Below are 24282 nucleotides of genomic sequence, written 5' to 3'. Positions count from 1 at the left end.
GTCAGCCGTGGCTCGGCCGTGGACGGTCGAAACGGTCCCTGACCATCCGGTAGTGGTCGTGCAGGCGGACCTTCAGACCTTCCGGCGGTTCGGGGTTCTCGTAGACCTCGGTCCGCCAGTTCGCCCCGTACTTGCGGCGCAGTCCGGTGCGCATCTCGGAGGCGGCGTACCACCTGTAGTTCGACATCGTCGCCTTGGCCGTCGTGCCCCGCGCGTGGGTGAGGTACGCCCGCCGGGTGACGACGTTCTTGCCCCCCGCTCGGGTGTTCCGGATGACGTAGTCGGTCATCCCACCCCAGCCGCGACGCGCGAAGTTGCGTTCGTCCAGCGGGCCGAGTTCACGCCACCGGGACGCCGTCACCGCGAAGCAGGTGCCGTCGATGATGCCGGCCTCCACCTCTTCGGACGCAGGCGTGAAGTCCTGCGGGGGTCCCTTGAAGTAGCTGTTCTGCGGGCTGTAGACGTCGTCGTACGACGGGGCGACCAAGTCGCCGGGACGGGTTTCCAGGGCGGTGAGGAGCCCGGAGAAGAAGTTCTCGCTCAGTCGGATGTCGTTGTTGAGCGCGACCAGGCTCGTGCTCCCCCGCTCGAGGGCGTGCTCCATGCCGAGGTTCGTCCCGCGCAACCAGCCGAGGTTCTCGCCCGGCGTCAGCACGACGCAGTCGGGGAACTCCGCGGGATCCAGGTCACCTCCGTTGTCGACGATCACCACCTCGACGAGCTCGGATTCACGGCGGCAATCAGCGACAGCTTGTCTGGTGACGTCCTGCTTGTGGAAGACGGGCATGACAACTGCGGCTCGCTGCATGTTCGAGTCCTTCAAGTCACTTGAGGCAAGATCTGATGACCCAACGTGGTCATGCTAGGTGGCGGCCCTCAAGATCAGCAAGAATCCTCCCGCAGCGGGGTGGCGGCCCAGGAGAACGTGCGGGCCGGCAGGGAACCGCGCTGCTGGCAGAGTCGCAGAGCGCCGGCGACGTCGGTGACGTCGGTGACGTCGGTGGTGTTCCCCTCGCCGGCGGCCACCCCGGAGGTGGTGGTGAGCTGGGCGAGGGGAACCGGGTCCCGTCGGCGGTGCTGAGCTCCGTGCCGTCCAGCCCCGTCGAGTACGCGACGGTCCCCGCGCGGCAGGTCACGCGGCAGGTCACGAGGCATTGGAAGTCCAGACTCTTCTCTGGCTAGAGGTAGCGGGTTGAGTGGCAGGACAGCGCCGCGCCCGCGGCGCCCGCCGGTCAGCGGTCCGGACCCTGTCGGGTGGATCCTCGTCGTCGCCTGCCTGGGAGGCATCGCCCGCGACCGCAACCAGGTCGACTGGCTGTTCCCGCAGGGTGTGGCCGCCCTGCCGGTCGGTTGAGCGCCCGAGAACGCCGAAGGGGCCGCCAGGATCTCCTGGCGGCCCCTTCGGCGTTGCTGCGGGTCAGCTCAGTGCGAGCGACCCGGCTTGCGACGGCTCGCGACGACCATCGCGGCGCCCCCCAGCACCAGGACGGTGCCGGCGGCGGCCCAGGGCAGGACGTCGGCGCCGGTGTAGGCCAGCTCGTCGTTGGAGTTGCCCACGGCGGCCGGGGTGGTGGAACGCGACGGGGTGGTGGAGCGCGACGGGGTCGTGGAACCCCCGGTGGTCGGGCTCGCCGAAGGCGTCACGACGTCCGACACGGTCGGCGTCGGGGTCGCCGGGGCGTAGTTGTCGGCGAAGGCCGCCCCGGAGGTGGCGCCGAGAGCGGCGACGGTCAGAACGCCGGCAGCAGCCAGCCGGGCGGTGGTCTTGCGCACGTGGTCCCCCCACTTTCGAATGCCCCGCAGAACCCAGTGATCGCGGAGCAGACTCCAGGATGACGGAACGTCACCCCTGTAGTCCAGTCAATCGGTCCATTCTCGGTCCGTGTTGCGACGAGAGTGACCACTTCTACACGTTCGGGTGAACCCTCACGGAGTACAGCTACCGGTAGTGAGGGTCGGCGCGGTTGCGGTGCTGGGTCCCGTGACCGTCCGCGGGAGGGCGTCGGCCGCACCGCTCAGCTCCCACCTCACGACCACCGGCGCACCCGGGGGGACGTCGACGGTCAGGCGCACCAGCCGCCAGCCCTCCTCGCCGTCCACCGCGGTCCCGACCACCTGGCCGTCCACCGTCACCCGGTCCAGACCGACCCACGGCGCGACCCAGAACGACACCGTGTCCTGCGCGGTGCGCTTGCCGATCGCCGAGCGGGCCGTCGCGTTGGCGACGTAGGCCGGGATCGTCTCGGGCACCGTGTTCGTCAGGGTCAGCTGCACCGAGGAGGTCGCCGAGCCGACCTTCGCGCACGGCGCGGAGACCTCGACCGCCGGCTGCAACCAGAAGTCCAGCTTGGACGGTTCGGTGTTCGTCAGCCCGATCCGGGCCACCGGTCCGGCGCTCGCCGGGTCGCCCAGCACCCCGGCGACCCCCGCCGCGACGAGCGCGTCCTGTTCCTGCGCCCGGGAGGACCACACCGCGAGGTGTCCGGAGTCGATCGCGGTGCGGGCCCCGTCCAGGGCCGTCGTCGACAGTCCGTCGGAGAGCACGGCCTCGAACGCGGCGGCCGAGGTCGCCGCCAGGAACGCCTTGCGGGCGTCGTTGTCGGCGCCGTACGTGACGTAGGCGTCGTACATCAGGGTCTTGGAGATGTCCGCGGTGGCGACGTCCCCGAACGGGCCGAGCCCCAGCGCGGCGTGGTCGGGGCCCAGCAGCTGGCCGAGCCCGACCGGGTCCACGAAGACGACGACGTCGGGGGTGGGGAGCCCGCCGTCGGTGAAGAGCGACGAGGTGAGGACACCCGCCTCGTCGGCGCTGCCCCCCGCGGTGACGTTCTGGATGATCGCCGCGTCCTGCCCGTAGAGGGCCGCGAACTCCGTACCGACCGCGGAGACGTCCGCGCGGGCGTCGTAGAGCTCGGCGTCGGTACCGGTCCGGGTGAGCGAGATCTTGCCGTGGTCCACGGTGAGGTAGGCGTAGGCGCCCACGATGCCCTGCACCGGCCGGATCTCCGCGGGGTTGGTGAAGGCCACGAGGAAGGTCCGCGCGCCGTCCGCCCCCAGCAGGGAGGGCAGCTGCGGCAGCACCTCCGCCGCGGTGTCCAAGGGGCCGGCGACGTCGTCGAGCTGCCGGGAGACCGGTTCGAGGCGGTCCGCGATGACGCCCAGCACCGCGGCGCTGTCGCCTTCGGCCAGCGCCGTCCGCGCGGCGGCGACCCGAGCCTGGTAGTCGGTGACGATCGGCGTCAGCTCCGCGATCGCGGCGACGTTCACCGTCTGGTCCGCCGAGACGAGACCGTCGCCGACGACCGCCTCGGCGCTCCCGAGGGCGTCCGGCAGCGGCTCGGTGAGCAGGGCCGCGGCGTGCGCGCCGCCGCGGACGGCCGCCAGCTGGGCTCCGAGCCAGGGGAGGTGCTCGGCGAGGCGGTAGGGGAGCTGACCGGTGGCCCGGTCCGCGGCGGCCGCGTCGTCCTTGACCCCCTCCGCGCGCTCCTGCGCGCCGGCGAAGTCCTTGTCGCGCACCTGCCGCTCCAGGGCGGGGGCGGCGTCGGCGACCTTCTGCAGGGACCGGCCGGCCTGCACACCGGCGACGGCGACCGCGACGGCCCAGGCCAGGAGGAGCAGGACCAGGACGCCGAGCACGATCCGCAGCGGGCGCCGCCGCCGGCCGCGGCCCTCCCGGGGCAGTGCGCGGCGGGTCGGCGACGGCTCGTCGGGGGACTGCTCGGAGTAGCCGGACACGCCGCGACAGTAGCGAGTGCGGCTGCGCGGCCGGTCCGGCGACGCTCACGGAGGGCTCGTGTCGGAGGGCGGACGTAGGCTGGCCGCACCCCTCCCACCCCGAACTTCCCCGCGAAGACCTCCCCGCACAACCCCCCCCGCACCTGAAGACACGGAGTGTTCGTGAGCCTCAACGGCCTGCTCGACGTCCTGCGCACCGAATCCGCTGTCCGCGCCGCCGTCGAGACCGCGCACGAGGGCGGGAGTTCCGCGCTCGACGTCGTCGCCCCCCTCGGGGTCCGCCCCGCGCTGATCGCGGCCTTCGCCGCCGAACGCCCGCTCCTCGTCGTCACCGCGACGGGCCGCGAGTGCGAGGACATGGTCACCTGGCTGCGGTGCTACCTGCCGGCCGACCAGGTCGCGGAGTTCCCGGCCTGGGAGACGCTGCCGCACGAACGGCTCTCCCCGCGCAGCGACACGGTCGCCCAGCGCCTCGCCGTGCTCCGCCGCCTCGCCCACCCCTCCCCGGACGACCCGACGACGGGGGAGGTCCGTGTCGTCGTCGCCCCCGTGCGCGCCGTGCTGCAGCCGCTGGTCAAGGGCCTCGCCGACCTCGAACCCGTCCGGCTGCGGGCCGGTGACGACGCCGGCCTGGACGCCTCCGTCGCGGCGCTCGCGGCCGCCGCCTACGCGCGCGTGGACATGGTGGAGCGGCGCGGCGAGTTCGCCGTGCGCGGTGGCATCCTCGACGTCTTCCCCCCCACGCGGCCGCACCCGCTGCGCGTGGAGTTCTTCGGCGACGAGGTCGAGGAGGTCCGCTCCTTCTCCGTGGCCGACCAGCGAACCCTCGAGGTCGAACCCGACGGGGTGTGGGCCCCGCCGTGCCGGGAGCTCCTCCTGACGCCCCTGGTCCGCGAACGCGCCCGGGCCCTGATGGAGACCCTGCCCGGCGCGGCTGACGTCCTGGCCAAGATCGCCGAGGGGATCGCGGTCGAGGGCATGGAGTCGCTGGCCCCGGCCCTGGTCGACGGGATGGAACCGCTGCTCGACGTGCTGCCCGCGGGCACCCACGTCGTGCTGGCCGACCCCGAGAAGGTCCGCTCCCGCGCCCACGACCTCGTGGCGACCGGGGCGGAGTTCCTCGACGCCGCCTGGATGAACGCCGCCGCCGGTGGGGCGACCCCGGTCGACCTGGGCTCCTCTTCCTTCGCGACGCTGGCCGAGGTCCGCGGCCACGCCGAGCTCACCGGCCGTCCCTGGTGGTCGATCACCTCGCTGGACTCCGACGGGGACCTGCGCGACCTCGAGGACGTCCGGATCCTGCGCGTCGCCGCCCGCGACGTCACCGGCTACCGCGGCGAGACGGAGAAGGCGCTCGGGGAACTGCGTGACCTCGCCTCCGCGGGCTGGCGCATCGTCGTGACGACGGAGGGACACGGCCCCGCGAAGCGTCTCGTCGAGATGCTCTCCGGCGAGGACGTCCCGGCCCGCCTCGTCGACGACCTCCTCGAGGAACCCGCGCCGTCGATCGTGACGGTCACGACCGCCACCGTCGAGCACGGGTTCGTCGCGGAGACGTTGAAGACCGCACTGGTCACCGAAGCCGACATCACCGGCGTGGGCGGGCAGTCCACCAAGGACATGCGGCGGATGGCCCCGCGTCGTCGCCGCAACGCCGTCGACCCGCTCGCCCTGCGTCCCGGCGACTTCGTCGTGCACGAACAGCACGGCGTCGGCCGGTTCATCGAGATGGTGCAGCGGACGATCCAGGGCGCGACGCGGGAGTACCTCGTCCTCGAGTACGCGCCGAGCAAGCGCGGCCAGCCCGGGGACCGCCTGTTCGTCCCCTCCGACACCCTCGACCAGGTCACCAAGTACACCGGTGGTGAGGCGCCGACGCTGTCCAAGATGGGCGGTTCGGACTGGTCGAAGACGAAGAACAACGCCCGCCGGGCGGTCAAGCAGATCGCCGGCGACCTCATCAAGCTGTACTCGGCCCGGATGGCGACCAAGGGCTACCAGTTCGGCCCCGACACCCCGTGGCAGCGCGAGCTCGAGGACGCCTTCCCCTACGTCGAGACGCCGGACCAGCTGGCCAGCATCGACGAGGTCAAGGCCGACATGATGAAACCGGTGCCGATGGACCGCCTCATCTGCGGTGACGTCGGGTACGGCAAGACGGAGATCGCGCTGCGCGCCGCGTTCAAGGCCGTGCAGGACGGCAAGCAGGTCGCCGTCCTGGTGCCGACGACGCTGCTGGTGCAGCAGCACTTCAAGACCTTCGCCGAGCGCTTCGCCCAGTTCCCCGTCGTTGCGAAGCCGTTGTCGCGCTTCACCCCGGGCAAGGAGGCGAAGGAGACGATCGCCGGCCTGGCCGACGGTTCCGTCGACATCGTCATCGGTACCCACCGCCTGCTCAGCGGCGAGATCCAGTTCAAGGACCTCGGCCTCGTGGTGGTCGACGAGGAACAGCGCTTCGGCGTCGAGCACAAGGAGGCGTTGAAGACGTTGCGCACCAACGTCGACGTGCTGGCGATGAGCGCGACGCCGATCCCGCGCACGCTCGAGATGGCCGTGACGGGCATCCGCGAGATGTCGACGCTGGCGACCCCGCCGGAGGAACGCCACCCGGTCCTGACCTACGTCGGGGGCCAGGAGGAGAAGCAGATCACCGCGGCCATCAAGCGGGAACTCCTGCGCGAGGGCCAGGTGTTCTACGTCCACAACCGGGTGCAGTCCATCGAGCGCACCGCGGCCCGGCTGAAGGAGCTCGTCCCCGAGGCGCGGATCGCGACCGCGCACGGGCAGATGGGCGAGCACCGCCTCGAACAGGTCGTCGTCGACTTCTGGGAGAAGCGCTTCGACGTCCTGGTCTGCACGACGATCGTCGAGACCGGTCTCGACATCTCCAACGCGAACACGCTCATCGTGGAACGCGCGGACGCCATGGGTCTCTCCCAGCTGCACCAGCTGCGCGGCCGGGTCGGGCGCGGCCGGGAACGGGCCTACGCCTACTTCCTGTTCCCGCCGGAGAAGCCCCTCACCGAGACCGCGCACGACCGGCTCGCGACGATCGCCCAGCACACCGACCTCGGGTCGGGGATGGCGGTGGCGATGAAGGACCTCGAGATCCGCGGGGCCGGGAACATGCTCGGCGGTGAGCAGTCCGGGCACATCGCGGGGGTCGGTTTCGACCTCTACATGCGGATGGTGGCCGACGCCGTCGCCGACGCGCGCAACCAGGTGTCGGGGGCCGGGAGCGACGAGGAACCGGAACCCACCGAGGTCAAGATCGAGCTGCCCGTGGACGCACACGTGCCGCACGACTACGTGCCCTCGGAGCGGCTGCGTCTCGACGCCTACCGGCGGATGGCCGCGGCGAACTCCGACACCGACCTCGTCGAACTGCACGCGGAACTCGTCGACCGCTACGGCAACCCGCCGCAGCCGGTCCTCAACCTGTTCGAGGTGGCGAAGTTCCGCATCGCCGCCCGCAAGGCCGGGCTGCGCGAGGTGTCCCTGCAGGGCAAGCAGGTCCGGTTCGCGCCGATCGACCTGCCGGAGTCGCGCGAACTGCGCCTGAAGCGGCTCTACCCGGGGACGCTGCTCAAGCCCGCGTTGTCGGTGGCGCTGGTGCCGGCGCCGATGACCGCGCGGATCGGGGGCAAGCCGTTGCGCGACGCGGAGATGCTGACCTGGGCGACGGAGTTCGTGAACTCCGTGCTGCTGGACCAGCCGGCGGCGGTGGCGGCGGCCAACGCGCGCTGACCGGTCTAGGGCAGGAGGGCGGTCACGTCGATCGTCAACGAGGCGGGTCCGAAGGACAGCGGGACGGCGGCATCGCCGTCCCGCAGGACGCGATCGGCCCGGAAGACCCCGCTGTCGTCGAGGACGTGGACGCTGAGCGTGCGCTCCCGCGGGTCGACGATCCAGTAGTTCGGCAGCCCGGCCGCGGCGTACTTGGCCATCTTCAGCAGCAGGTCGTCGCTGCGGTTGGTCGAGAGCACCTCGACGACGAGTGCCGGAATATTGGTGAAGCGCTTCGTGCCCGTCTCGTCCTCACGAGCCCAGACCATGACGTCGGGGATGAATTCATCCCTCGCCGGCTTCCATGCCCAGGCGAAGATGGCGCGGTGGGTTGGCGGCAGCACCGCTCGCAGCATCACCACCAAGGCGAGGGAGATGTCCTGGTGGTCCAGGTCAGGGCTGGGCGTCACGATGGCGACTCCGTCGATGTACTCACGGCAGGGATCTTCCGGCAGGGCGTCGAACTGCTCCCACGACATGGGCTCGCCAGCAGGGAGTGGTGTGGCCACGGTCATCACGCTCGCCTCCTCAGGCCGTCGACACGAGTGTAGGTCGGCCACCTACCTCGGTGCACTCGTATCGTGCAGCCCATGAGCGAGACCCCGGCCGGATCCCGACTCCTCGACCTCGTCGCCGTCATGGACCGCCTCCGCTCGCCCGGCGGCTGCCCGTGGGACGCGCAGCAGACCCACGTGAGCCTGCTGAAGTACCTCGTCGAGGAGAGCTACGAGGTCGTCGACGCCGTCGAGAACGGGACGCGGGAGGAACTGCGGGACGAACTGGGGGACCTGCTGCTGCAGGTCGTCTTCCACGCCCGCGTCGCGCAGGAGTCCACCGACGAGCCGTTCGACATCGACGACGTCGCGGCGGCCATCGTCAGCAAGCTCGAACGCCGCCACCCGCACGTCTTCGCCGGCGAGGCCGTCGCCGAGGACCTGCAGGCGGGGTGGGACGCGATCAAGGCGACCGAGAAGGCGCGCGAGAGCGTGCTGGACGGCATCCCGTCGTCGCTGCCGGCGCTGGCCCGCGCCGACAAGGTCCTGGGGCGGCTCCAGCGCAACGGGCTGGACGAGACGGTCCCCGACGAGGGTGGGGACGAGGAGTCGTTCGGCCGGGAACTGCTGGACCTGGTCCGCCGCGCCCACGCGTCCGGGGTGGACCCGGAGGCGGCGCTGCGCACGGCCACCCGGCGGCTGGAGACGGCCGCACGGGCGGCCGAGCGCGCGCCGGCCTCTCGGTAGGGTCCCCGACGTGACGAACGTGCTGGCCATCGACATCGGCGGGACGAAGATCGCCGCAGGCCTCGTCGGGGACGACGGGACCGTGCGGCTGGATCGTGAGGTGCCCACCGACCAGACGAGCGCGAGCGCCGTCGCGTCGGCGCTGGAGGGCCTGGTCACCGACGTCCTGCGCTCGGCCCGGGAGCAGGGCCTCGAGGTGGCCGACGTCGTCGGCGTCGGGTCCGCCGGTCCCGTCGACACCGTGAGCGGCACCGTGCACCCCGTGAACATCGTCTCGTTGCGGGGTTTCCCGCTCGTCGAGCACGTCGCCCGGACCGCGTCGGACGTGCTGGGCCGCAGCGTCTCCGCCGCGCTGGCGCAGGACGGGCAGTGCTTCGCCGCGGCCGAGCAGTGGATCGGTGCCGCCGAGGGGTCGCGCTCGATGATGGGTGTCGTCGTGTCCACGGGCATCGGCGGCGGGATCGTCCTGGACGGCCGCATCCTGTCCGGCAAGACCGGCAACGCCGGGTTCATCAGCCACGTCGGGGTCGTCTTGGACGGGGAACTGCTGCCCGGCTCGGGCGCCCACGGGGTCGTGGAGTCCTACGCCAGCGGACCCGCGATGGTCCGCGCCGCCCTGGCCCGGGGCTGGCGCGCGGGCGAGCAGGTCGACGCGAAGGTCCTCACCACCGACGCCCGGGCCGGCGACCCGATCGCCGTCGACGTCATCGCCCGCGGGACCCGCGCCCTGGCGTCGGCGTTCCTGTCCACCGCGGCGCTCTTCGACCTCGAGGACGTCGTCGTCGGCGGGGGAGTGGCCTCGGCCGGTGACGTCCTGATGGAGCCGCTGCGCCGCGCCTACGCCGAGCTCGCCGTCTACCCGCACCTCGCCGACGTGCGGATCAGCGCGTCCGCGTTGCCCCGGATGTCCGGTCTCGTCGGGGCGGGTCGGCTGGGGTGGCAGACGCTCTCGCGGTGATCACCGTCCGAGCCACTAGGCTCGGACCGCAAAGCCCTGAACACGTCGTCGAGCATGTCGAGCATTACGAGGAGTGCGTGTGGCCACCATCGAGGCCGTCGGAGCCCGCGAGATCCTGGATTCGCGCGGAAACCCCACCGTCGAGGTCGAGGTCCTCCTCGACGACGGCACGTTCGCCCGGGCGGCGGTGCCGTCGGGCGCCTCCACCGGCGCCTACGAAGCCAACGAACGTCGGGACGGCGACAAGGGTCGCTACCTGGGCAAGGGCGTCGAGCAGGCCGTCGAAGCCGTCATCGAGGAGATCGGGCCGGCGCTCGTCGGTCACGACGCCCACGAGCAGCGGATCATCGACCGGGTCATGCTCGACCTGGACGGCACCCCCACCAAGAGCCGCCTCGGCGCGAACGCCATCCTCGGTGTCTCCCTCGCCGTCGCGAAGGCCGCCGCCTCGGCCGCGGACCTGCCGCTGTTCCGCTACCTCGGTGGCCCGAACGCGCACGTCCTGCCCGTGCCGATGATGAACATCGTCAACGGTGGTGCGCACGCCGACACCGGCGTCGCCATCCAGGAGTTCATGATCGCCCCGATCGGTGCGTCGTCCTTCCGCGAGGCGCTGCGCTGGGGTGCGGAGACCTACCACGCGCTCAAGGCCGTCCTCAAGGAGCGCGGTCTTTCGACCGGCCTGGGTGACGAGGGCGGCTTCGCCCCCGACCTGCCCAGCAACAAGGACGCCCTCGACCTGATCGTCGAGGCCATCGGCAAGGCCGGCTACACCGCCGGTTCCGACATCGCGCTCGCGCTCGACGTCGCCGCGACCGAGTTCTACGGCACGGACGGCTACGACTTCGAGGGCTCGAAGCGTTCCGCGGAGTGGATGACCGGCTACTACGAGGGCCTCGTGTCCGAGTACCCGCTGGTCTCCATCGAGGACCCGCTCTCCGAGGACGACTGGGACGGCTGGGTGCACATCAACAACGCCCTCGGCGGCAAGATCCAGCTCGTGGGCGACGACCTGTTCGTCACCAACCCGGAGCGTCTGCAGAAGGGCATCGACCTCGGCGCGGGGAACTCGATGCTGGTCAAGGTGAACCAGATCGGTTCGCTCACCGAGACCCTCGACGCCGTGGACCTGGCCCACCGCAACGGTTTCAGCACCATGATGAGCCACCGTTCGGGCGAGACCGAGGACACCACGATCGCCGACCTGGCCGTCGCCGTGGGCTCGGGTCAGATCAAGACCGGCGCCCCGGCCCGTTCCGAGCGCGTCGCCAAGTACAACCAGCTCCTGCGCATCGAGGAGGAGCTCGACGACGCCGCGGTCTACGCCGGCGCCAAGGCCTTCCCGCGCTCGGCCGCCTTCACCGGGCGCGCCTGACCGGATACCGGCAGGACACGGGAGAAGCTGGACCCATGGGTTCGCGACGACCGACTGCGCCTCGCGGCCCCCGCTCGGGCGGGACCGCGGGGCGCAGTGCTGCCTCCCGCCCCGGTCGGGGTCCGGGCAGCACCCGCCGCGCGGCCGGCGCCGCACCGGCCACCCGTCCCGCCGCCGCCGCCCGCGGTCGCAGCGGGGCCACGATGTCGGCGGCCGAGCGGCGGCGCACCCGCGGTCCGCGCGTCCTCGTGCTCTCCGTCGTCGCGCTGCTGCTCGCGATCTTCCTCGTGCCCAGCCTGCAGAAGTGGCTCGAGCAGCGGTCCGAGATCGGCCGGCTGAACGCGCAGATCTCCCAGCAGCAGACCGACCTCAGCGCCGCGCAGGCCCAGGAGCAGCGCTGGAAGGACGACGCCTACGTCATCACCCAGGCGCGCGAGCGGCTGCGGTTCGTGATGCCCGGCGAGGTCCCCTACGCCGTCGACGGTTCGACCGACGCCGACGAGGTACCACCGCAGCAGGCCGCGACGACGGTGCCGAAACCCTCCGCCGCCTGGTACGAGAACATCTGGGAGTCGTTGCGCCTGGCGGGCAACCCCGACAACGCCGCCCCGGTCAAGACGCCGGGACTCTCCGGCAGTTCCAGCTCCACCACCTCGAAGTGAGCCCGAAGTGAGATCGTCGTGACCGGTTCCACCCCCGCCACCCAGGCCGACCTGGACAGCATCGCCGAACGCCTGGGCCGGGTCCCGCGGGGAGTGGTCGCCATCGCCCACCGCTGCCGGTGCGGCCGCCCCGACGTCGTCGAGACCGCTCCGCGACTGCCCGACGGCACCCCGTTCCCCACGACGTACTACCTCGTCGACCCGACCGCCGCGGGTGCCATCAGCACCCTGGAGGCGGAGGGCGTCATGCGCGAGATGAGCGAGCAGCTCGCCGCCGACCCCGACCTCGCCACCGCCTACGCCGCCGCCCACGAGGACTACCTGCGCCGCCGTGCCGCTCTCGGCGACGCCGACGTCCCGGAGATCGAGGGCATCTCCGCCGGGGGGATGCCCTCGCGGGTGAAGTGCCTGCACGCCCTCGTCGGGCACGCCCTGGCCGCCGGCCCGGGGGTGAACCCGTTCGGGGACCAGACCCTGCAACGCCTCGCCGCCGACGGTGGCTGGCCCGCCGTCTGCCCGCACGGGCCGATCGCGTGAGCCGCCGCGTCGCCGCGATCGACTGCGGGACGAACTCGTTGCGCCTGCTCATCGCGGACATCGCCGAGCAGGGGTCCAGCGTGGAGCTCGAGCGCACGATGGAGGTCGTCCGCCTCGGCCAGGGCGTCGACCGGACCGGCGCGTTCGCCCCGGAAGCGTTGCAGCGCACGTTCTCCGCCGTCGACCGCGCCGCGGCGCTGATCGCGCGGCACCGGCCGGGGGCGATCCGCTTCGTCGCGACGTCCGCGTCGAGGGACGTCTCCAACCGCGACGAGTTCTTCGCCGGGATCCACGCCCGCCTGGGTGTCGAGCCCGACGTCGTCACCGGGGACGAGGAGGCCGCGCTGAGCTTCGCCGGGGCCACCCGTGAACTCGGCGACGACGGCGCTCCCTTCCTCGTCGTCGACCTCGGCGGGGGGTCGACGGAACTCGTCCTCGGGGCCCGTGACGTCGAGGCGGCCCGCTCGCTCGACATCGGCTCGGTCCGGATGACCGAGCGGCACCTGCACGACGACCCGGCCTCGCCCGGGCAGATCGCCGCGGCCCGCGCGGACGTCGACGCGGCCCTCGCCGCCTGCGACGTCCCGCTGGCCCGGGCCCGCACCCTCGTCGGCGTGGCCGGCTCGATCACCACGATCACCGCCGCCGCGATGGAGCTCGCCGAGTACGTTCCCGGTGTCCTGCACGGGGTCCGGCTCCCGCTCGACCAGGTCCGTGCGGCCTGCGACCGGCTGCTGCACGCGACCCGCGCCGAACGCGCCGCGATGCCCTTCGTCCACCCCGGTCGCGTCGACGTCATCGGCGCCGGCGCGCTGGTCTGGCGCACGGTCCTCGACCGTGTCGAGGCCGAGGCCGGGATCACCGAGGTCGTCACCTCCGAGCACGACATCCTCGACGGGATCGCCGTCGCCCTCGCAGGCCCCTAGCCGTACTCAGCCGGGAGGGGTCGGCAGCAACTCCCTCAGCTCGTCGGGGAGCGCGCTCTGCAGGCGCCGCGGCGCGGTGCGGCGCCAGGCCTCCAGCACGACGGAGTGCAGCTCGGTCGGGTCCGCGCTCGCCAGCGTCACCTCCACCCAGCCGAAGCGGCCGACGTGCGAGGCGACCCGGTAGGTCTCCGCGTCACCGGCGATGAGCTCGGCCTGGTCGGGTTTCGAGGCCTTGACGGAGGCGACGCCGTCCTCGGCGCGGAGGATGACGAAGATCTTCGTCCGCACCCGGAACGTCGCCGCGCCCCACGTCTCCTCCTCGACGGCCTCGGGCAGCTCCAAAGCCCAGCCGCGCAGGGTGTCGCTCGTCACCACGCGCAACAGCCAATCGCAGATCTGGCAGGGTGGGAAGCATGAGCACCGTGAGCGCAACGACCACCCGACGGATCGACGCGCCCGCCGAGCGCGTCCTCGCCGCGCTGGCCGACTACCGCGGTACGCGTCCCCGGTTGCTGCCCGAGCAGTTCACCGACTACGAGGTCGTCGAGGGCGGGGAGGGACCGGGCACCCAGGTCCGCTGGAAGCTGCACGCGACCAAGAAGCGCGTCCGCGACGTCCTGGCCGTCGTCTCCTCCACCGACCGCCACGCCCTCGTCGAGAGCGACGAGAACTCCTCGATGGTCACGACGTGGCGCGTGGAGACCGACGGTCCCGACGCCTCCGAGGTCGTCGTGACCAGTGAGTGGCGCGGGGCGAGCGGCATCGGTGGATTCTTCGAGCGTACCTTCGCGCCGCGCGGACTGGACCGGATCTACGGTGAACTCCTCGACAACCTCGCCGACGCCGTCGCCCGCTGAGCACCCCGCGACGGGTCGCCCCTTCCCCTCGCCCGTCCCGCCGGGGAGCGGCTGGCCGGGGGACCCCTCGGCCCCCGACACCCCGGTCGCGCACGACGCGGCGCAGGTGCGGGCGCTCGCCGTCACCGACCTCGCCGTCACCGACCTCACCGTCGCCGACCTCGTGGGGCGGGCCTGCGTCTGCCGGGCCTGCCCGCGGCTGGTGACCTGGCGCGAGGACGTCGCCCGGGAGAAGCGCCGCGCCTACCGCGACCAGCCGTACTGGGGTCGACCCGTCCCCAGCCTCGGCGTGGACGACCCCCGGGTGCTCGTCGTCGGCCTGGCCCCGGCGGCGCACGGCGGGAACCGCACCGGCCGGATGTTCACCGGTGACCGTTCGGGGGACTGGATCATCGCCGCGCTGCACCGCGCGGGTCTCGCGAACCAGCCCACGTCCGTGGACGCCGCGGACGGACTCGCACTGCAGCGCACCCGGATCGTCGCGCCCGTGCGGTGCGCCCCACCGGACAACAAGCCCACCACGACGGAACGCAACACCTGCGCGGGCTGGCTGGACGCGGAGCTGGACCTCGTGACCCCGAGCGTGCGGGTGCTGCTCGTGCTGGGCGCGTTCGCGTGGGCGTCCGCGCTCGGGTCGGCCCGCCGCAACGGGTGGGTGGTGCCCCGGCCGCAGCCGAGGTTCGGGCACGGCGCCGAGGCCGTCCTGCAGGGCCCGCACGGTCCGGTGCACCTCCTCGCCAGCTACCACGTGAGCCAGCAGAACACCTCGACGGGGCGCCTCACCGTCGCGATGCTCGACGACGTCGTCGGACGCGCGGCGCAGCTGGGAGGTTAGGGTGCACTCCGTGCCGAAGTCCCCGACCCGCGTCCTCGTCGTGGGGGGTGGCTACGTCGGGCTCAACGCGACGCTGCGGCTGCTGCACCGGCTGCGCCCGGGCGAGGCGGAGATCACCCTCGTCGACCCGCGCGGCTACATGACCTACCACCCGTTCCTGCCGGAGGCCGCGGCCGGCTCCATCGACGCCCGCAACGTCGTGGTCTCGTTGCGCCGCACGTTGTCGCACGTCGGGGGCGGGGCCGAGGTGGTCGCCGCCGACGTCGTGAAGATCGCCCACGGCGACCGCACCGCCCGCATCCGCTGCGCCGACGGCGCCGAACGCGACCTCGACTACGACGTGCTGGTCATGGCCCCGGGATCGGTCTCGCGCACCCTGCCGATCCCGGGCCTCGCCGAGCAGGCGATCGGGTTCAAGACCGTCGAGGAGGCCGTCCACCTGCGCAACCGGGTGCTCGCGCAGCTCGACCTCGCGGAGGCGAGCACCGAGGCGGACGGGCGACGTCGCGCGTTGACGTTCGTGTTCGTCGGGGGTGGCTACGCGGGGATCGAGGCCATCGCCGAGCTCGAGGACATGGCCCGCTACGCGACCCGCCTGCACCGCACGATCCGCCCCGCCGACCTGCGGTTCGTCCTCGTCGAGGCCACCGACCGGATCCTGCCCGAGGTCGGGTCGCGCCTGGGCCGCTACGCCGTCGACGTGCTGCGCTCGCGGGGCATCGACGTCGCGCTGGGCACCACGATGACGAGCTGCGTCGACGGCCGGGTCGTCCTCTCCGACGGCCGCGAGCTCGACGCCGCCACGATCGTCTGGACCGCGGGGGTGAAGGCGCACCCGCTGCTGGAGGCGACCGACCTCCCCCTCGACGAGCGGCGGCGTCTCGTCGTGGACGCCGACCTGCGGGTGCGGGGCGTGGAGGGGGCCTGGGGTGCGGGGGACAGCTGCGCCGTCCCCGACCTCACCCGGCCGGGTGGGTTCTGCGCCCCCAACGCCCAGCACGCCGTCCGACAGGCCCGCCGCCTCGCCGACAACCTCCTCGCCGACCTGCGGGGCAGGCCCACCACCGACTACCGGCACACCTACGCCGGGTCCGTGGCCTCCCTCGGCCTGCACAAGGGCGTCGCGCAGATCTACGGGGTGCGCGTGCGGGGCTACCCCGCGTGGCTGGCGCACCGCGTCTACCACCTGTCCAAGATGCCGACCCGCTCGCGCAAGGCCGGTGTGCTGCTCGGCTGGGTGCAGGCGGCGCTCTTCCACCGCGAGGCCGTGGCGATGGCGGCGTTGTCCGACCCCTTCGCCGAATTCGAACGGGCGGCGCGTTCCTGAGAGGATGACCCCGCGCAGGCTGCGACACCGTGGCCTGTCCAGGCCCGGGTGGCGTAACTGGTAGGCGCACGGGGCTTAAACCCCCGGGCCGTTCGCGGCGTGCGGGTTCGATCCCCGTCCCGGGTACTTTCGTGACTGATCCGTGATCGGTGCAGGGAACCACGGCAGCTGCTCGGCCGTTGCCACCATCACTGAAGGTCTGCTCCGGAGGGGAGCCATGGAGAGCAAGAACCCGGTCTTCGCACGCAGCAAGGAATGGAAGAACAACGGCTACGCCACGTTCGACGCGCCCAGCAGCGCGCAGCGTCAGGCACCGCCGGCCGACGCTTCCGCCCGCACGCTGGAGGACTGGTACCAGAAGCCGTCCGCCACGCCGGCGCAGTCGCGCCGGATGACCCTGGACGACGTCGTCGTCCGCACGGCCTCGCTGTTCGCGATGCTGCTCGTCGGCGCGGCGCTCGCGTGGTTCGGTGACCTGAAGCTGCTCCCGGCGATCGGCGCGGCCCTCGTCGCGATGGTCCTGGGCCTGTGGGCGCAGATGTCCAAGAAGGTCCGCCCAGGCGTGATGTTCGCGTACGCGGCCTTCGAGGGTCTCTTCGTCGGGGCGATCTCGCACGCGTACGCGTCGTTCTACGACGGCATCGTCGGGCAGGCCGTCATCGGCACGCTCGGGGCCTTCGCCGGGATGCTCATCGCCTACAAGACGGGCATCGTCCGCAACAGCCCGCGCTTCACCAAGATCCTGATGATCGCGGGGATCGGCTACCTCGTCTTCGCGCTCGCGAACCTCGCGTTCTCGCTGCTCGGCGGCACCAACGTCTACTCCATCGGCGGCCTGGGGATCCTCGTCAGCGCCTTCGGCGTCGTCCTGGCCTCGCTGTTCCTCGTCCTCGACTTCGACTACATCGAGCAGGGCATCAAGAACGGCCTGCCGGTGAAGGAGTCCTGGCGCGCGGGCTTCGGCCTGATGGTGACGCTGGTCTGGCTGTACCTGGAGATCCTCCGACTGATCTCCATCCTGCGCGGCGACAACTGACCGTGCCCGACCACGACGAGCTCGGTGCGCGGGACCTGCGGGTCCAGCGCACCGAGCTCTCGCGTTTCCTGGACCTGCAGGCCGACCGCGTCCGGGGCCTCCCCCTCGCGCGGCTCGACCGGCCGAGGTCCCCGGACGGGCCCAGCCCCGCGGACGCGGTCCGGTCCGCCGCCCAGGCGCTCGCCGACCTCGCCGCCGACGCCGAGGGTGAACCCCGCCGTCCGTTGCCGAGGCTGGCCACCCACGGGATCGGCGACCAGCTCGCCGTCGTCGGCCACGACGTCGTGCACTTCGGCGACGCCGCGGCGCTCGCCGCCGCCCACGACGTGGTCGCGGCGGTGCGCCGGGCGCTGTAGGTCACCGACTGGAGCATTGCGCGTCGCGAAGCGGCCTCTGCGCCGCGGAACGCTCCAGTCGAGGGTCTGCTCGGAGGCGTCGGCCGAACGGTCCCTGTCCGCAGATCACTCGAGCTGGATCGACCGGCCGGTGCGCCCGGAGTCGTCCCAGGCGACGAGCCGGTCGCCCGCCCACTCGACGGTCGGCACCGAGTCGGGGGCGATGGTGAGCTCGGGCAGGGCGACCCACTGCGTCCCGTCGAGGACGGCCGTGCGGCCCGACTCGCTCACCGCGATCCGGCCGGGACCCACCAGCAGGCGCGGGGAGCCGCGGAGCGCCGCGGGCAGGGCGGGGAGTTCGCTGCTGGAGCCGTCGGCCGGGTCGACGGTCACGACCCCCACGGGACCGGAGTCGTCCCAGCGGATCCCGACGCCGCGCGAACCGTCCCATCCGCTCGCGACCAGTTCCCCGTCGACCGCACGCCAACTTCCCGTGACCGCGTCCCAGGCGTTGAGCCGACCGCAGGAGCCGCCGCTGCTGCACTCGGCGTCGATGATCTTCGAGGTCCCCACGAACAACTCGTGGTCGGTGCCGAAGGTGCTCACTGACTCCCCGGCCGCGGGCGAAGGGACGGGAGAGGTGCGGGTGGCGCCCGTGACGGGGTTACAGGCCCAGAGGGTGTGGGCCACGGGCTCCATGCTCCCGTCGGTCCCCACGCAGACCACCTCCGACCCTGACCACCAGGCCGGGGCGTAGACGAGGAGGTCGCTCCACGGGGCTTGACCCCTCGCCCCGGACGCCGGGTCGAACCACGTCCAGCCGTCGGTGAGCAGGGAGCCGGTCCAGACCGGCTCGTGGTGGAACGCCGGCGCGTCGTCGAAGTGGCGCCAGGTGCCGGTCGCGGGATCGAAGGCCGCACCGTCGGTCACGGGATTCGAGGGGAAGTAGCAGTCGGCGTTCGCCGGGCAGGGAGGCGGCGTCGTCGCGGGGATGAACTCGCCCCCGGTGACCAGGACCTCGGAGCCCGTCCAGGTCAGCGTCGGTCGCCGGCGGGGGACCATCGGCGGGACAGGGAGTTCCTGCCAGGTCGCGGACGTGGCGGGGAGGTCGCCCGGCCAGCCGGTGTTCGCCGACGGTGACGTCGGGTCGTTCCCGCACCCGGCCAGCACTCCCGTGGCGGTCAGCGAGATCAGCAGGTCGCGGCGGCGCAGCACGACGGTGGGACGCGGCGCCCGGGGGCCGGGTTCCGTGCGGGATGATGGGGCCATGCGCTATGCCGAGACCGTCGTCGACCTCGTGGGCGGTACCCCGCTGGTCAAGCTCAACCGCGTCACCGAGGGCCTGGCCTGCACGGTGCTCGCGAAGGTGGAGTACCTCAACCCCGGTGGCTCCGTGAAGGACCGCATCGCGACCCGCATGATCGACGCCGCCGAGGCCGAGGGGCTGCTGAAGCCGGGCGGGACGATCGTCGAACCCACGAGCGGCAACACGGGGGTCGGGCTGGCGCTCGTCGCGCAGCAGCGCGGCTACCAGTGCGTCTTCGTCTGCCCGGACAAGGTCAGCGTCGACAAGCGCAACGTCCTCAAGGCCTACGGGGCCGAGGTCGTCGTCTGCCCGACGGCCGTCCCGCCGGAGGACCCGCAGTCCTACTACTCCGTCTCCGACCGCCTGGTCCGTGAGATCGAGGGCGCCTGGAAGCCGGACCAGTACAGCAACGTCCAGGGCCCGCGCAGCCACTACGAGACGACCGGTCCCGAGGTCTGGGCCGACACCGACGGCAGGATCACGCACTTCGTCGCCGGGGTCGGCACCGGGGGGACCATCACCGGCACCGGGCGCTACCTCAAGGAACAGGGCGACGTGAAGGTCATCGGCGCCGACCCGGAGGGTTCGGTCTACTCCGGTGGCACCGGCCGCCCCTACCTCGTCGAAGGCGTGGGCGAGGACTTCTGGCCCACGGCCTACGACCCCTCGATCCCCGACCAGATCATCGCCGTCTCCGACGGGGACTCCTTCGCGATGACCCGTCGCCTGGCCCGCGAGGAGGGGCTCCTCGTCGGGGGCTCCTGCGGGATGGCCGTCGTCGCGGCGCTGCGCGCGGCGAAGGACCTCGGCCCCGACGACGTCGTCGTGGTGCTGCTGCCCGACAGCGGCCGCGGCTACCTGGGGAAGATCTTCAACGACGACTGGATGTCGTCCTACGGGTTCCTCGACTCCGGCTCCAGCGGGACCGTCGGCGGGGTGCTGCGTGCCAAGTCGGCCGGGCTGCCCGCGCTGGTGCACACGCACCCGACGGAGACCGTCCACGACGTCATCGAGATCATGCGCGAGTACGGCGTCTCGCAGCTGCCCGTCGTCGGGGCGGAACCGCCGGTCATGGCGGGGGAGATCGCCGGCGCGGTGAACGAGCGGGAGCTGCTCGACGCCCTGTTCACCGGCAAGGCGAAGATGTCCGACGCCGTCAGCGCGCACATGGGCCCGGCCCTGCCGCTGGTCGGTGCGGGGCAGTCGGTCGAGGACGCCCGCGCGGTGTTCTCGAGCGCGGACGCGGCCGTCGTGGTGGAGGACGGGAAGCCCGTGGGCGTCATCACGCGCCACGACCTCCTGGCCTACCTCGCCATCTCGCACTGAACGACTCCTGGGGAACTTCCCACCCTTCCCGGTTCGCGGAAGGGTGGGACGTTCCCCAGAAGTGGGTCGAGGGTCAGTAGCGGATCGCGTCGATGACCTTGGCGCGCACGGCCATCGTGGCGGGGACGAGGCCGGCGAGGGCGCCGACGGCGGTCGCGGCGACCAGGCCCTCCACGGCCGCCTCCAGCGGGAACGGCGGAACGTCCTCCAGGGTCACCCCCGCCGGCAGCACGGACTGCAGCGGGAAGTTCGAGATCAGGATGATCGAGAGCATCACCGCGAGGAATCCCGCCACGAACGTGGCCGCGACGGACTCGAAGAGCACGGCGAAGAACACCCGGCTCCCCGTCGCCCCGAAGCTGCGCCGCACCCCGATCTCGCGGATGCGCTGACGCACGGTCACGAGGCCGACGTTCAGCACCCCGATCCCGCCGAGCAGCAGCGCGAAGATCCCGACGCCGCGGACCCCGTAGGCGAGGATCGTGTCGAGGATGTTCAGCTCGTCGCCGGCGTCCTGGCGCTGCACCGAGACGGAGTACCCCGGCAGGCTGGCCTGGACCTCGGTCTGCAGGGCGGAGACGAGGGCGTCCGCGTCGGCGTTCGGGACCCACAGCTCCAGACCCGGGGGGGAGGAGTTCGCCGGGTCGCCCAGCAGGTTCCAGCGCTGCGCGTCGGCGTTGAGGACGTAGGCGCCCGGGGTCGTCGCGTCGTAGCTCGCGGACGACGAGATCCCGACGACGGTGGCGGTGACGGGGGTGTCGCCGCCGAGGACGACGGTCAACGGGTTCGCGGGGTCGAAACCTCCGAGCTGGTCGGCGAAGGCCTGGTTCACGACGAGGCGGGGCGAGAACGCGTCGTCGTCGCCCGCGGAGAACCAGCGGCCCTCGGAGGTGATGACCCGGTGCATCGTGCCGTAGCTCGGGTCGACCGTCGTGGCCGTGACGAGCTGCGTCCCGGCGGGGAAGCGGACGGTGAGCTGCCCGCCGCTGCCGTACTGGTAGGACGCCAGGCCCCACCAGCCGACCTCGTGCCGCACGGCCGTCTCGCGCAGGGCGGTCTCCACCGTCTGCACACCGTCGGCGGAGTTCGTGCCGTTGCTGTAGGCGTCGACCCGGAGGGTGGCCGGGCGACCGCTGGAGCGTTCGGTGGTCTCACCCACCATCTGGCGGGCCATGTTGCCGACGGCCGTGATCGTGGTCATCGCGAACACCGCGAGGAACACCCCGACCAGGGACAGCACGACGCGGGTCCGGTTGACGCGGATCTCGCTCCAGGCCTCGGAGATCGCCGCGAAGAAGCCCATCACATCGTCTCCCGGTGGGCCGTCGCACTCGCCAGGGTGTCCGCCGTGATCTCGGTGAGGACGCCGTGGTCGAGACGGAACTGCCGGTCGGCGCGCGAGGCGACGGACAGGTCGTGGGTGATGGTGACCAGCGTCGTGCCGTCGTCGCGCACGAGTTCCTCGAGCACGTCCATCACCGCCGAGCCCGTGTCGACGTCGAGCGCGCCGGTGGGTTCGTCGGCCAGCAGCACGCGGGGACGGCGGACCAGGCTGCGGGCCAGCGCGACCCGCTGCTGCTCACCGCCGGACAGCTTCTCCGGCATGGTGTCGAGGCGGTGGCCGAGGCCGACGCGTTCCAGCATGGCGCGCGCGGTCTTCTTGCGCCGCAGGAAGTCCCGACCGGTGCCGTACATCAGCGGGTTGGCGACGTTCTCGGTCGCGGTGCGGCCGGGCAGCAGGTTGAACTGCTGGAAGACGAACCCGAACGTCGCTCCCCGCAGCTTCGCGGTGCGCCGGCCGGACAACCCCGAGACGGGTTTCCCGTCGAGCAGGTACTGACCGCCGGTGGGCGCGTCGAGCAGGCCGACGATGTTGAGCAGCGTGGACTTCCCCGACCCGGAGCGCCCCACGACGGCGATGTGCTCGCCGCGCGCGATGTGCAGGTTCACCCCGGTGAGGATGTGCAGGTCCTTCCCGTCGGGCAGGCGGACGGTGCGACTGACGTCGGTGAGGCTCACCACGTCGTCCGATCCCGCCGCGGAGGGGCCGGTCTCCATCAGTAGCCCATCCCGTACGTGCCGGAACCGTCGCTCGGGGTGTCGGTGTTCGGGACGAACTGCAGGATCTGCTGGTTCTCGGTGAGCCCCTGGGTGATCTCGACGTTCTGGCCGTCGGTCAGGCCGAGGCTGACCTCGGTCTCGACCTGGGAACCGTCGTCGGCGACGACCCAGACCTTGCCCTTCCCGACGCTGCCCTGGACCGCGGTGACGGGGGCCAGCAGGACGCCGGTCGCGTTGCCGGCCGTGACGTCGACGGTCGCGCTCAGCCCGGCGAAGACCTGGACCCCCTGCGGCACGGCGCAGGAGACGGTGGCGCCGGTCATCGACGCGGACGGGTCGGCGTAGGGGTCGACGTAGCCGCCGGTGCCCGGGTCCGAGGGCGTGGGGGTGGTGGTGGGGGTCCCGGTGCGCAGGCCCGTGCACTCGAACGTGCCGGGGCCACCGGGCACGGTGACCTGCGCGGTCGTCGGTGGGGCGAGCAGGCGGAACTGCTGGGCCTGCGTCATGGGAGCGGAGATCGAGAGGGTTCCCGGGCTGACGGTCGCGACGGCGTCCCCGACGGTGACGGCCTGGTCGGCGAGCACGTCGAGGGTGGCGAGCTTCCCGGCGACGGTGGAGGTCACCGTGACCGTCTTCTTGGTCGGCTGGGCGGGCGGGGCCAGCGGGTCGGTGGAGACCGGCGGGTCGGTCGTGACCACGACCGTGAACAGCGGGGTGCCCTTGTCGACGGTGTCGCCGACGTCGGCGCGGACCTTGCCGACGACCCCGGTCGTGGTGTTCTTCACGGTGGTCGCGGGGTCGGCCTGGATGCTGCCCTGCAGGGACACGGTGTTGGTCACGTCCCCCCGGGTGACGGCCGCGGCGGGCGGGTCGACGACGGCGGAGGGGCTGGCGGCCGCGTCGGCGTCGTTGCCGGACGGGCGGACGAAGGCGATGTAGAGCAGGGCGATCGCGATCACGGCCCAGACGACCAGTCTGAGGGCGGGGAACACGACAGTGCGGACAACGCCCACGACGGCACCTCCGGGTCTTCTCGGGGGTGGGTCGCTGGTGCACGCTGCAGGCTGCCGGTCCCCCGAACGGCTGGGCCGGAACCTAGCAGCGTCTGTGTGATCTTCGTGGGACGTACGAGAAACCTCCACGAACCGCGTCGACGGTCACGGGTTCAACCACCCCCGCAACGTCGCCGCCTCGCCCGCGAGCAGGTCGGGGTCGTCGCCCGGGACGAACTCCAGGAGCACGTCGTGGTCGCCGCCCGCCGCCCGCACCAGCTCGAACGCCCGGTGCCACAGCGAGTGCCGGGACCGCAGGGGGAGCCGGGTCGTGCCCGGCCACCAGGAGAACGCGTGCACGGTGCTGACCCGGTCCACCAGCGCCGCGAGCTCGGCGATGGCCGCGTCCTCGCCCGCGTCGACGCTCGGCTGCCAGTACGTCGTGAGGGTGCGGGCGCCGACGAGTTCGTCGACCTCGGCGAGCAGGCGCCGGGTCGAGTCGGTGGTGTCGGTGAGGGTGCCGCCGTGGGACTCCGTGCCGATCTCGACGCCCGCGTCGTGGGCGCGCCGGACGGTCTCGGCCAGCGAGGCGACGACCCGCAGCCGGTCCACCGGGCTGGCCTCGGCCGACCCCTGGTCGCCGGCCCAGACCCGGATCCGGGGCGCGCCGAGGGCGGTCGCCGTCGCGATGACGGCGTCGGCGTCGTCGTGGACGCCCGCCCGGTGGTAGGAGCCGTAGGAGGCGACGGTCAGGCCGGCGTCGGCCGTGCGCCGCGCCACGTCGGCCGCGGTGGCGACGTCGCCGACGGGCACGTGGACGTCACCGCCCCACTCCACGCAGGACAGCCCGGCCGCCGCGGCGAGCTCCAGGACGCCGTCGACGTCGAGCTGTCGGTACGTGATCGAGCACAACCCGGGAACCAGCACGTCCGGATCCTTGCACGGGGCGACCGCCCTGGCCTAGCCTCTGGAAAGCGCATTCCCGAA

General features: G+C 72.4%; 25 protein-coding genes and 1 tRNA gene. 15 read left to right on the top strand and 11 right to left on the bottom strand.

Annotated elements, in window-relative coordinates; all coding sequences use genetic code 11:
* Position 1: 1 nt before the first annotated feature.
* Both OG218_RS07055 and OG218_RS07050 read right to left on the bottom strand, forming a co-directional pair.
* A complete protein-coding gene (locus OG218_RS07055) occupies positions 2–808 on the bottom strand; it encodes a glycosyltransferase (protein WP_328292497.1) in 807 nt (268 codons plus the stop codon).
* 74 nt (positions 809–882) lie between these two features.
* Positions 883–1155: a hypothetical protein gene (locus tag OG218_RS07050; RefSeq protein ID WP_328292496.1), complete on the bottom strand. Its 273-nt coding sequence runs from the start codon at positions 1153–1155 to the stop codon at positions 883–885.
* A 37-nt stretch (positions 1156–1192) separates the two neighbouring features.
* On the opposite strand from OG218_RS07050, the gene OG218_RS07045 reads away from it, so the two are divergent.
* Complete coding sequence (locus OG218_RS07045) at positions 1193–1354, top strand: hypothetical protein (protein ID WP_328292495.1); 162 nt, start codon at positions 1193–1195, stop codon at positions 1352–1354.
* A gap of 68 nt (positions 1355–1422) precedes the next feature.
* Here OG218_RS07045 and OG218_RS07040 read toward each other — a convergent pair whose 3' ends face one another.
* The gene (locus OG218_RS07040; RefSeq protein ID WP_328292494.1) at positions 1423–1773 is read right to left on the bottom strand and encodes a hypothetical protein; all 351 of its coding nucleotides are present in this window, start codon (positions 1771–1773) and stop codon (positions 1423–1425) included.
* Between the two features lie 153 nt (positions 1774–1926).
* Positions 1927–3735, bottom strand: coding sequence for a DUF4012 domain-containing protein (locus tag OG218_RS07035; RefSeq protein WP_328292493.1), 1809 nt, complete (start codon positions 3733–3735; stop codon positions 1927–1929).
* A 162-nt stretch (positions 3736–3897) separates the two neighbouring features.
* Here OG218_RS07035 and mfd point away from each other — a divergent pair, with 162 nt between their 5' ends.
* The gene (gene mfd, locus OG218_RS07030) at positions 3898–7482 is read left to right on the top strand and encodes a transcription-repair coupling factor (protein ID WP_328292492.1); all 3585 of its coding nucleotides are present in this window, start codon (positions 3898–3900) and stop codon (positions 7480–7482) included.
* Between the two features lie 5 nt (positions 7483–7487).
* Here mfd and OG218_RS07025 read toward each other — a convergent pair whose 3' ends face one another.
* Positions 7488–8030, bottom strand: a complete 543-nt coding sequence (locus OG218_RS07025) for a Uma2 family endonuclease (protein WP_328292491.1) — start codon at positions 8028–8030, stop codon at positions 7488–7490.
* Between the two features lie 81 nt (positions 8031–8111).
* Between OG218_RS07025 and OG218_RS07020 the strand changes: the two genes are divergently transcribed.
* The 6 genes from OG218_RS07020 to OG218_RS06995 all read left to right on the top strand — a co-directional run bounded on the left by OG218_RS07020 (position 8112) and on the right by OG218_RS06995 (position 13220).
* Entirely contained in the window at positions 8112–8762 is a 651-nt protein-coding gene (locus tag OG218_RS07020; RefSeq protein WP_328292490.1) for a MazG family protein, read from the top strand.
* A gap of 10 nt (positions 8763–8772) precedes the next feature.
* Positions 8773–9720, top strand: coding sequence for an ROK family protein (locus tag OG218_RS07015; RefSeq protein WP_328292489.1), 948 nt, complete (start codon positions 8773–8775; stop codon positions 9718–9720).
* A gap of 79 nt (positions 9721–9799) precedes the next feature.
* Positions 9800–11095, top strand: a complete 1296-nt coding sequence (gene eno, locus OG218_RS07010) for a phosphopyruvate hydratase (protein WP_328292488.1) — start codon at positions 9800–9802, stop codon at positions 11093–11095.
* Between the two features lie 35 nt (positions 11096–11130).
* Positions 11131–11757 carry an FtsB family cell division protein gene (locus OG218_RS07005; protein WP_328292487.1) on the top strand — a complete coding sequence of 209 codons (627 nt, stop codon included), beginning with the start codon at positions 11131–11133 and terminating at the stop codon, positions 11755–11757.
* Positions 11758–11775: 18 nt separating this feature from the next.
* A complete protein-coding gene (locus tag OG218_RS07000) occupies positions 11776–12294 on the top strand; it encodes a DUF501 domain-containing protein (protein ID WP_328292486.1) in 519 nt (172 codons plus the stop codon).
* Positions 12291–13220 (top strand): Ppx/GppA phosphatase family protein, encoded by a 930-nt coding sequence (locus OG218_RS06995; protein ID WP_328292485.1) that lies wholly within the window; start codon positions 12291–12293, stop codon positions 13218–13220. Before OG218_RS07000 ends, OG218_RS06995 begins: the two co-directional genes overlap by 4 nt.
* A gap of 6 nt (positions 13221–13226) precedes the next feature.
* Here the strand turns inward: OG218_RS06995 and OG218_RS06990 are convergent, their stop codons facing one another.
* Positions 13227–13595, bottom strand: a complete 369-nt coding sequence (locus tag OG218_RS06990; protein ID WP_328292484.1) for an MmcQ/YjbR family DNA-binding protein — start codon at positions 13593–13595, stop codon at positions 13227–13229.
* Between the two features lie 38 nt (positions 13596–13633).
* On the opposite strand from OG218_RS06990, the gene OG218_RS06985 reads away from it, so the two are divergent.
* From OG218_RS06985 to OG218_RS06960, 6 genes are all read left to right on the top strand, one after another.
* Positions 13634–14077 carry an SRPBCC family protein gene (locus OG218_RS06985; protein ID WP_328292483.1) on the top strand — a complete coding sequence of 148 codons (444 nt, stop codon included), beginning with the start codon at positions 13634–13636 and terminating at the stop codon, positions 14075–14077.
* A complete protein-coding gene (locus OG218_RS06980; protein WP_328292482.1) occupies positions 14037–14912 on the top strand; it encodes a uracil-DNA glycosylase in 876 nt (291 codons plus the stop codon). Before OG218_RS06985 ends, OG218_RS06980 begins: the two co-directional genes overlap by 41 nt.
* A gap of 1 nt (position 14913) precedes the next feature.
* Complete coding sequence (locus tag OG218_RS06975) at positions 14914–16239, top strand: NAD(P)/FAD-dependent oxidoreductase (RefSeq protein WP_442906374.1); 1326 nt, start codon at positions 14914–14916, stop codon at positions 16237–16239.
* Positions 16240–16281: 42 nt separating this feature from the next.
* A tRNA-Leu gene (locus OG218_RS06970) sits at positions 16282–16365 on the top strand.
* Between the two features lie 91 nt (positions 16366–16456).
* The gene (locus tag OG218_RS06965; RefSeq protein WP_328292480.1) at positions 16457–17275 is read left to right on the top strand and encodes a Bax inhibitor-1/YccA family protein; all 819 of its coding nucleotides are present in this window, start codon (positions 16457–16459) and stop codon (positions 17273–17275) included.
* 2 nt (positions 17276–17277) lie between these two features.
* Complete coding sequence (locus tag OG218_RS06960) at positions 17278–17631, top strand: hypothetical protein (RefSeq protein ID WP_328292479.1); 354 nt, start codon at positions 17278–17280, stop codon at positions 17629–17631.
* Positions 17632–17736: 105 nt separating this feature from the next.
* Here OG218_RS06960 and OG218_RS06955 read toward each other — a convergent pair whose 3' ends face one another.
* Positions 17737–18879 (bottom strand): hypothetical protein, encoded by a 1143-nt coding sequence (locus OG218_RS06955; protein ID WP_328292478.1) that lies wholly within the window; start codon positions 18877–18879, stop codon positions 17737–17739.
* Between OG218_RS06955 and OG218_RS06950 the strand changes: the two genes are divergently transcribed.
* Positions 18878–20242, top strand: coding sequence for a cystathionine beta-synthase (locus OG218_RS06950; RefSeq protein WP_328292477.1), 1365 nt, complete (start codon positions 18878–18880; stop codon positions 20240–20242). The genes OG218_RS06955 and OG218_RS06950 overlap by 2 nt on opposite strands.
* Positions 20243–20315: 73 nt before the next feature.
* Here OG218_RS06950 and OG218_RS06945 read toward each other — a convergent pair whose 3' ends face one another.
* From OG218_RS06945 to OG218_RS06930, 4 genes are all read right to left on the bottom strand, one after another.
* Positions 20316–21545 carry an ABC transporter permease gene (locus OG218_RS06945; RefSeq protein WP_328292476.1) on the bottom strand — a complete coding sequence of 410 codons (1230 nt, stop codon included), beginning with the start codon at positions 21543–21545 and terminating at the stop codon, positions 20316–20318.
* Positions 21545–22300 carry an ABC transporter ATP-binding protein gene (locus OG218_RS06940; protein WP_328292475.1) on the bottom strand — a complete coding sequence of 252 codons (756 nt, stop codon included), beginning with the start codon at positions 22298–22300 and terminating at the stop codon, positions 21545–21547. The genes OG218_RS06945 and OG218_RS06940 overlap by 1 nt, the downstream gene beginning before the upstream one ends.
* On the bottom strand, positions 22300–23316 hold the full coding sequence (locus tag OG218_RS06935; RefSeq protein WP_328292474.1) for a hypothetical protein: 1017 nt from the start codon (positions 23314–23316) through the stop codon (positions 22300–22302). Before OG218_RS06935 ends, OG218_RS06940 begins: the two co-directional genes overlap by 1 nt.
* A gap of 144 nt (positions 23317–23460) precedes the next feature.
* Positions 23461–24222: a sugar phosphate isomerase/epimerase family protein gene (locus OG218_RS06930; RefSeq protein WP_328292473.1), complete on the bottom strand. Its 762-nt coding sequence runs from the start codon at positions 24220–24222 to the stop codon at positions 23461–23463.
* Between the last annotated feature and the right edge of the window lie 60 nt (positions 24223–24282).

Source organism: Kineococcus sp. NBC_00420, assembly GCF_036021035.1.
Taxonomy (GTDB): domain Bacteria; phylum Actinomycetota; class Actinomycetes; order Actinomycetales; family Kineococcaceae; genus Kineococcus.
The sequence above is the reverse complement of the archived record's forward strand: the minus strand, read 5'-3'. Positions and strand labels throughout refer to the sequence as shown.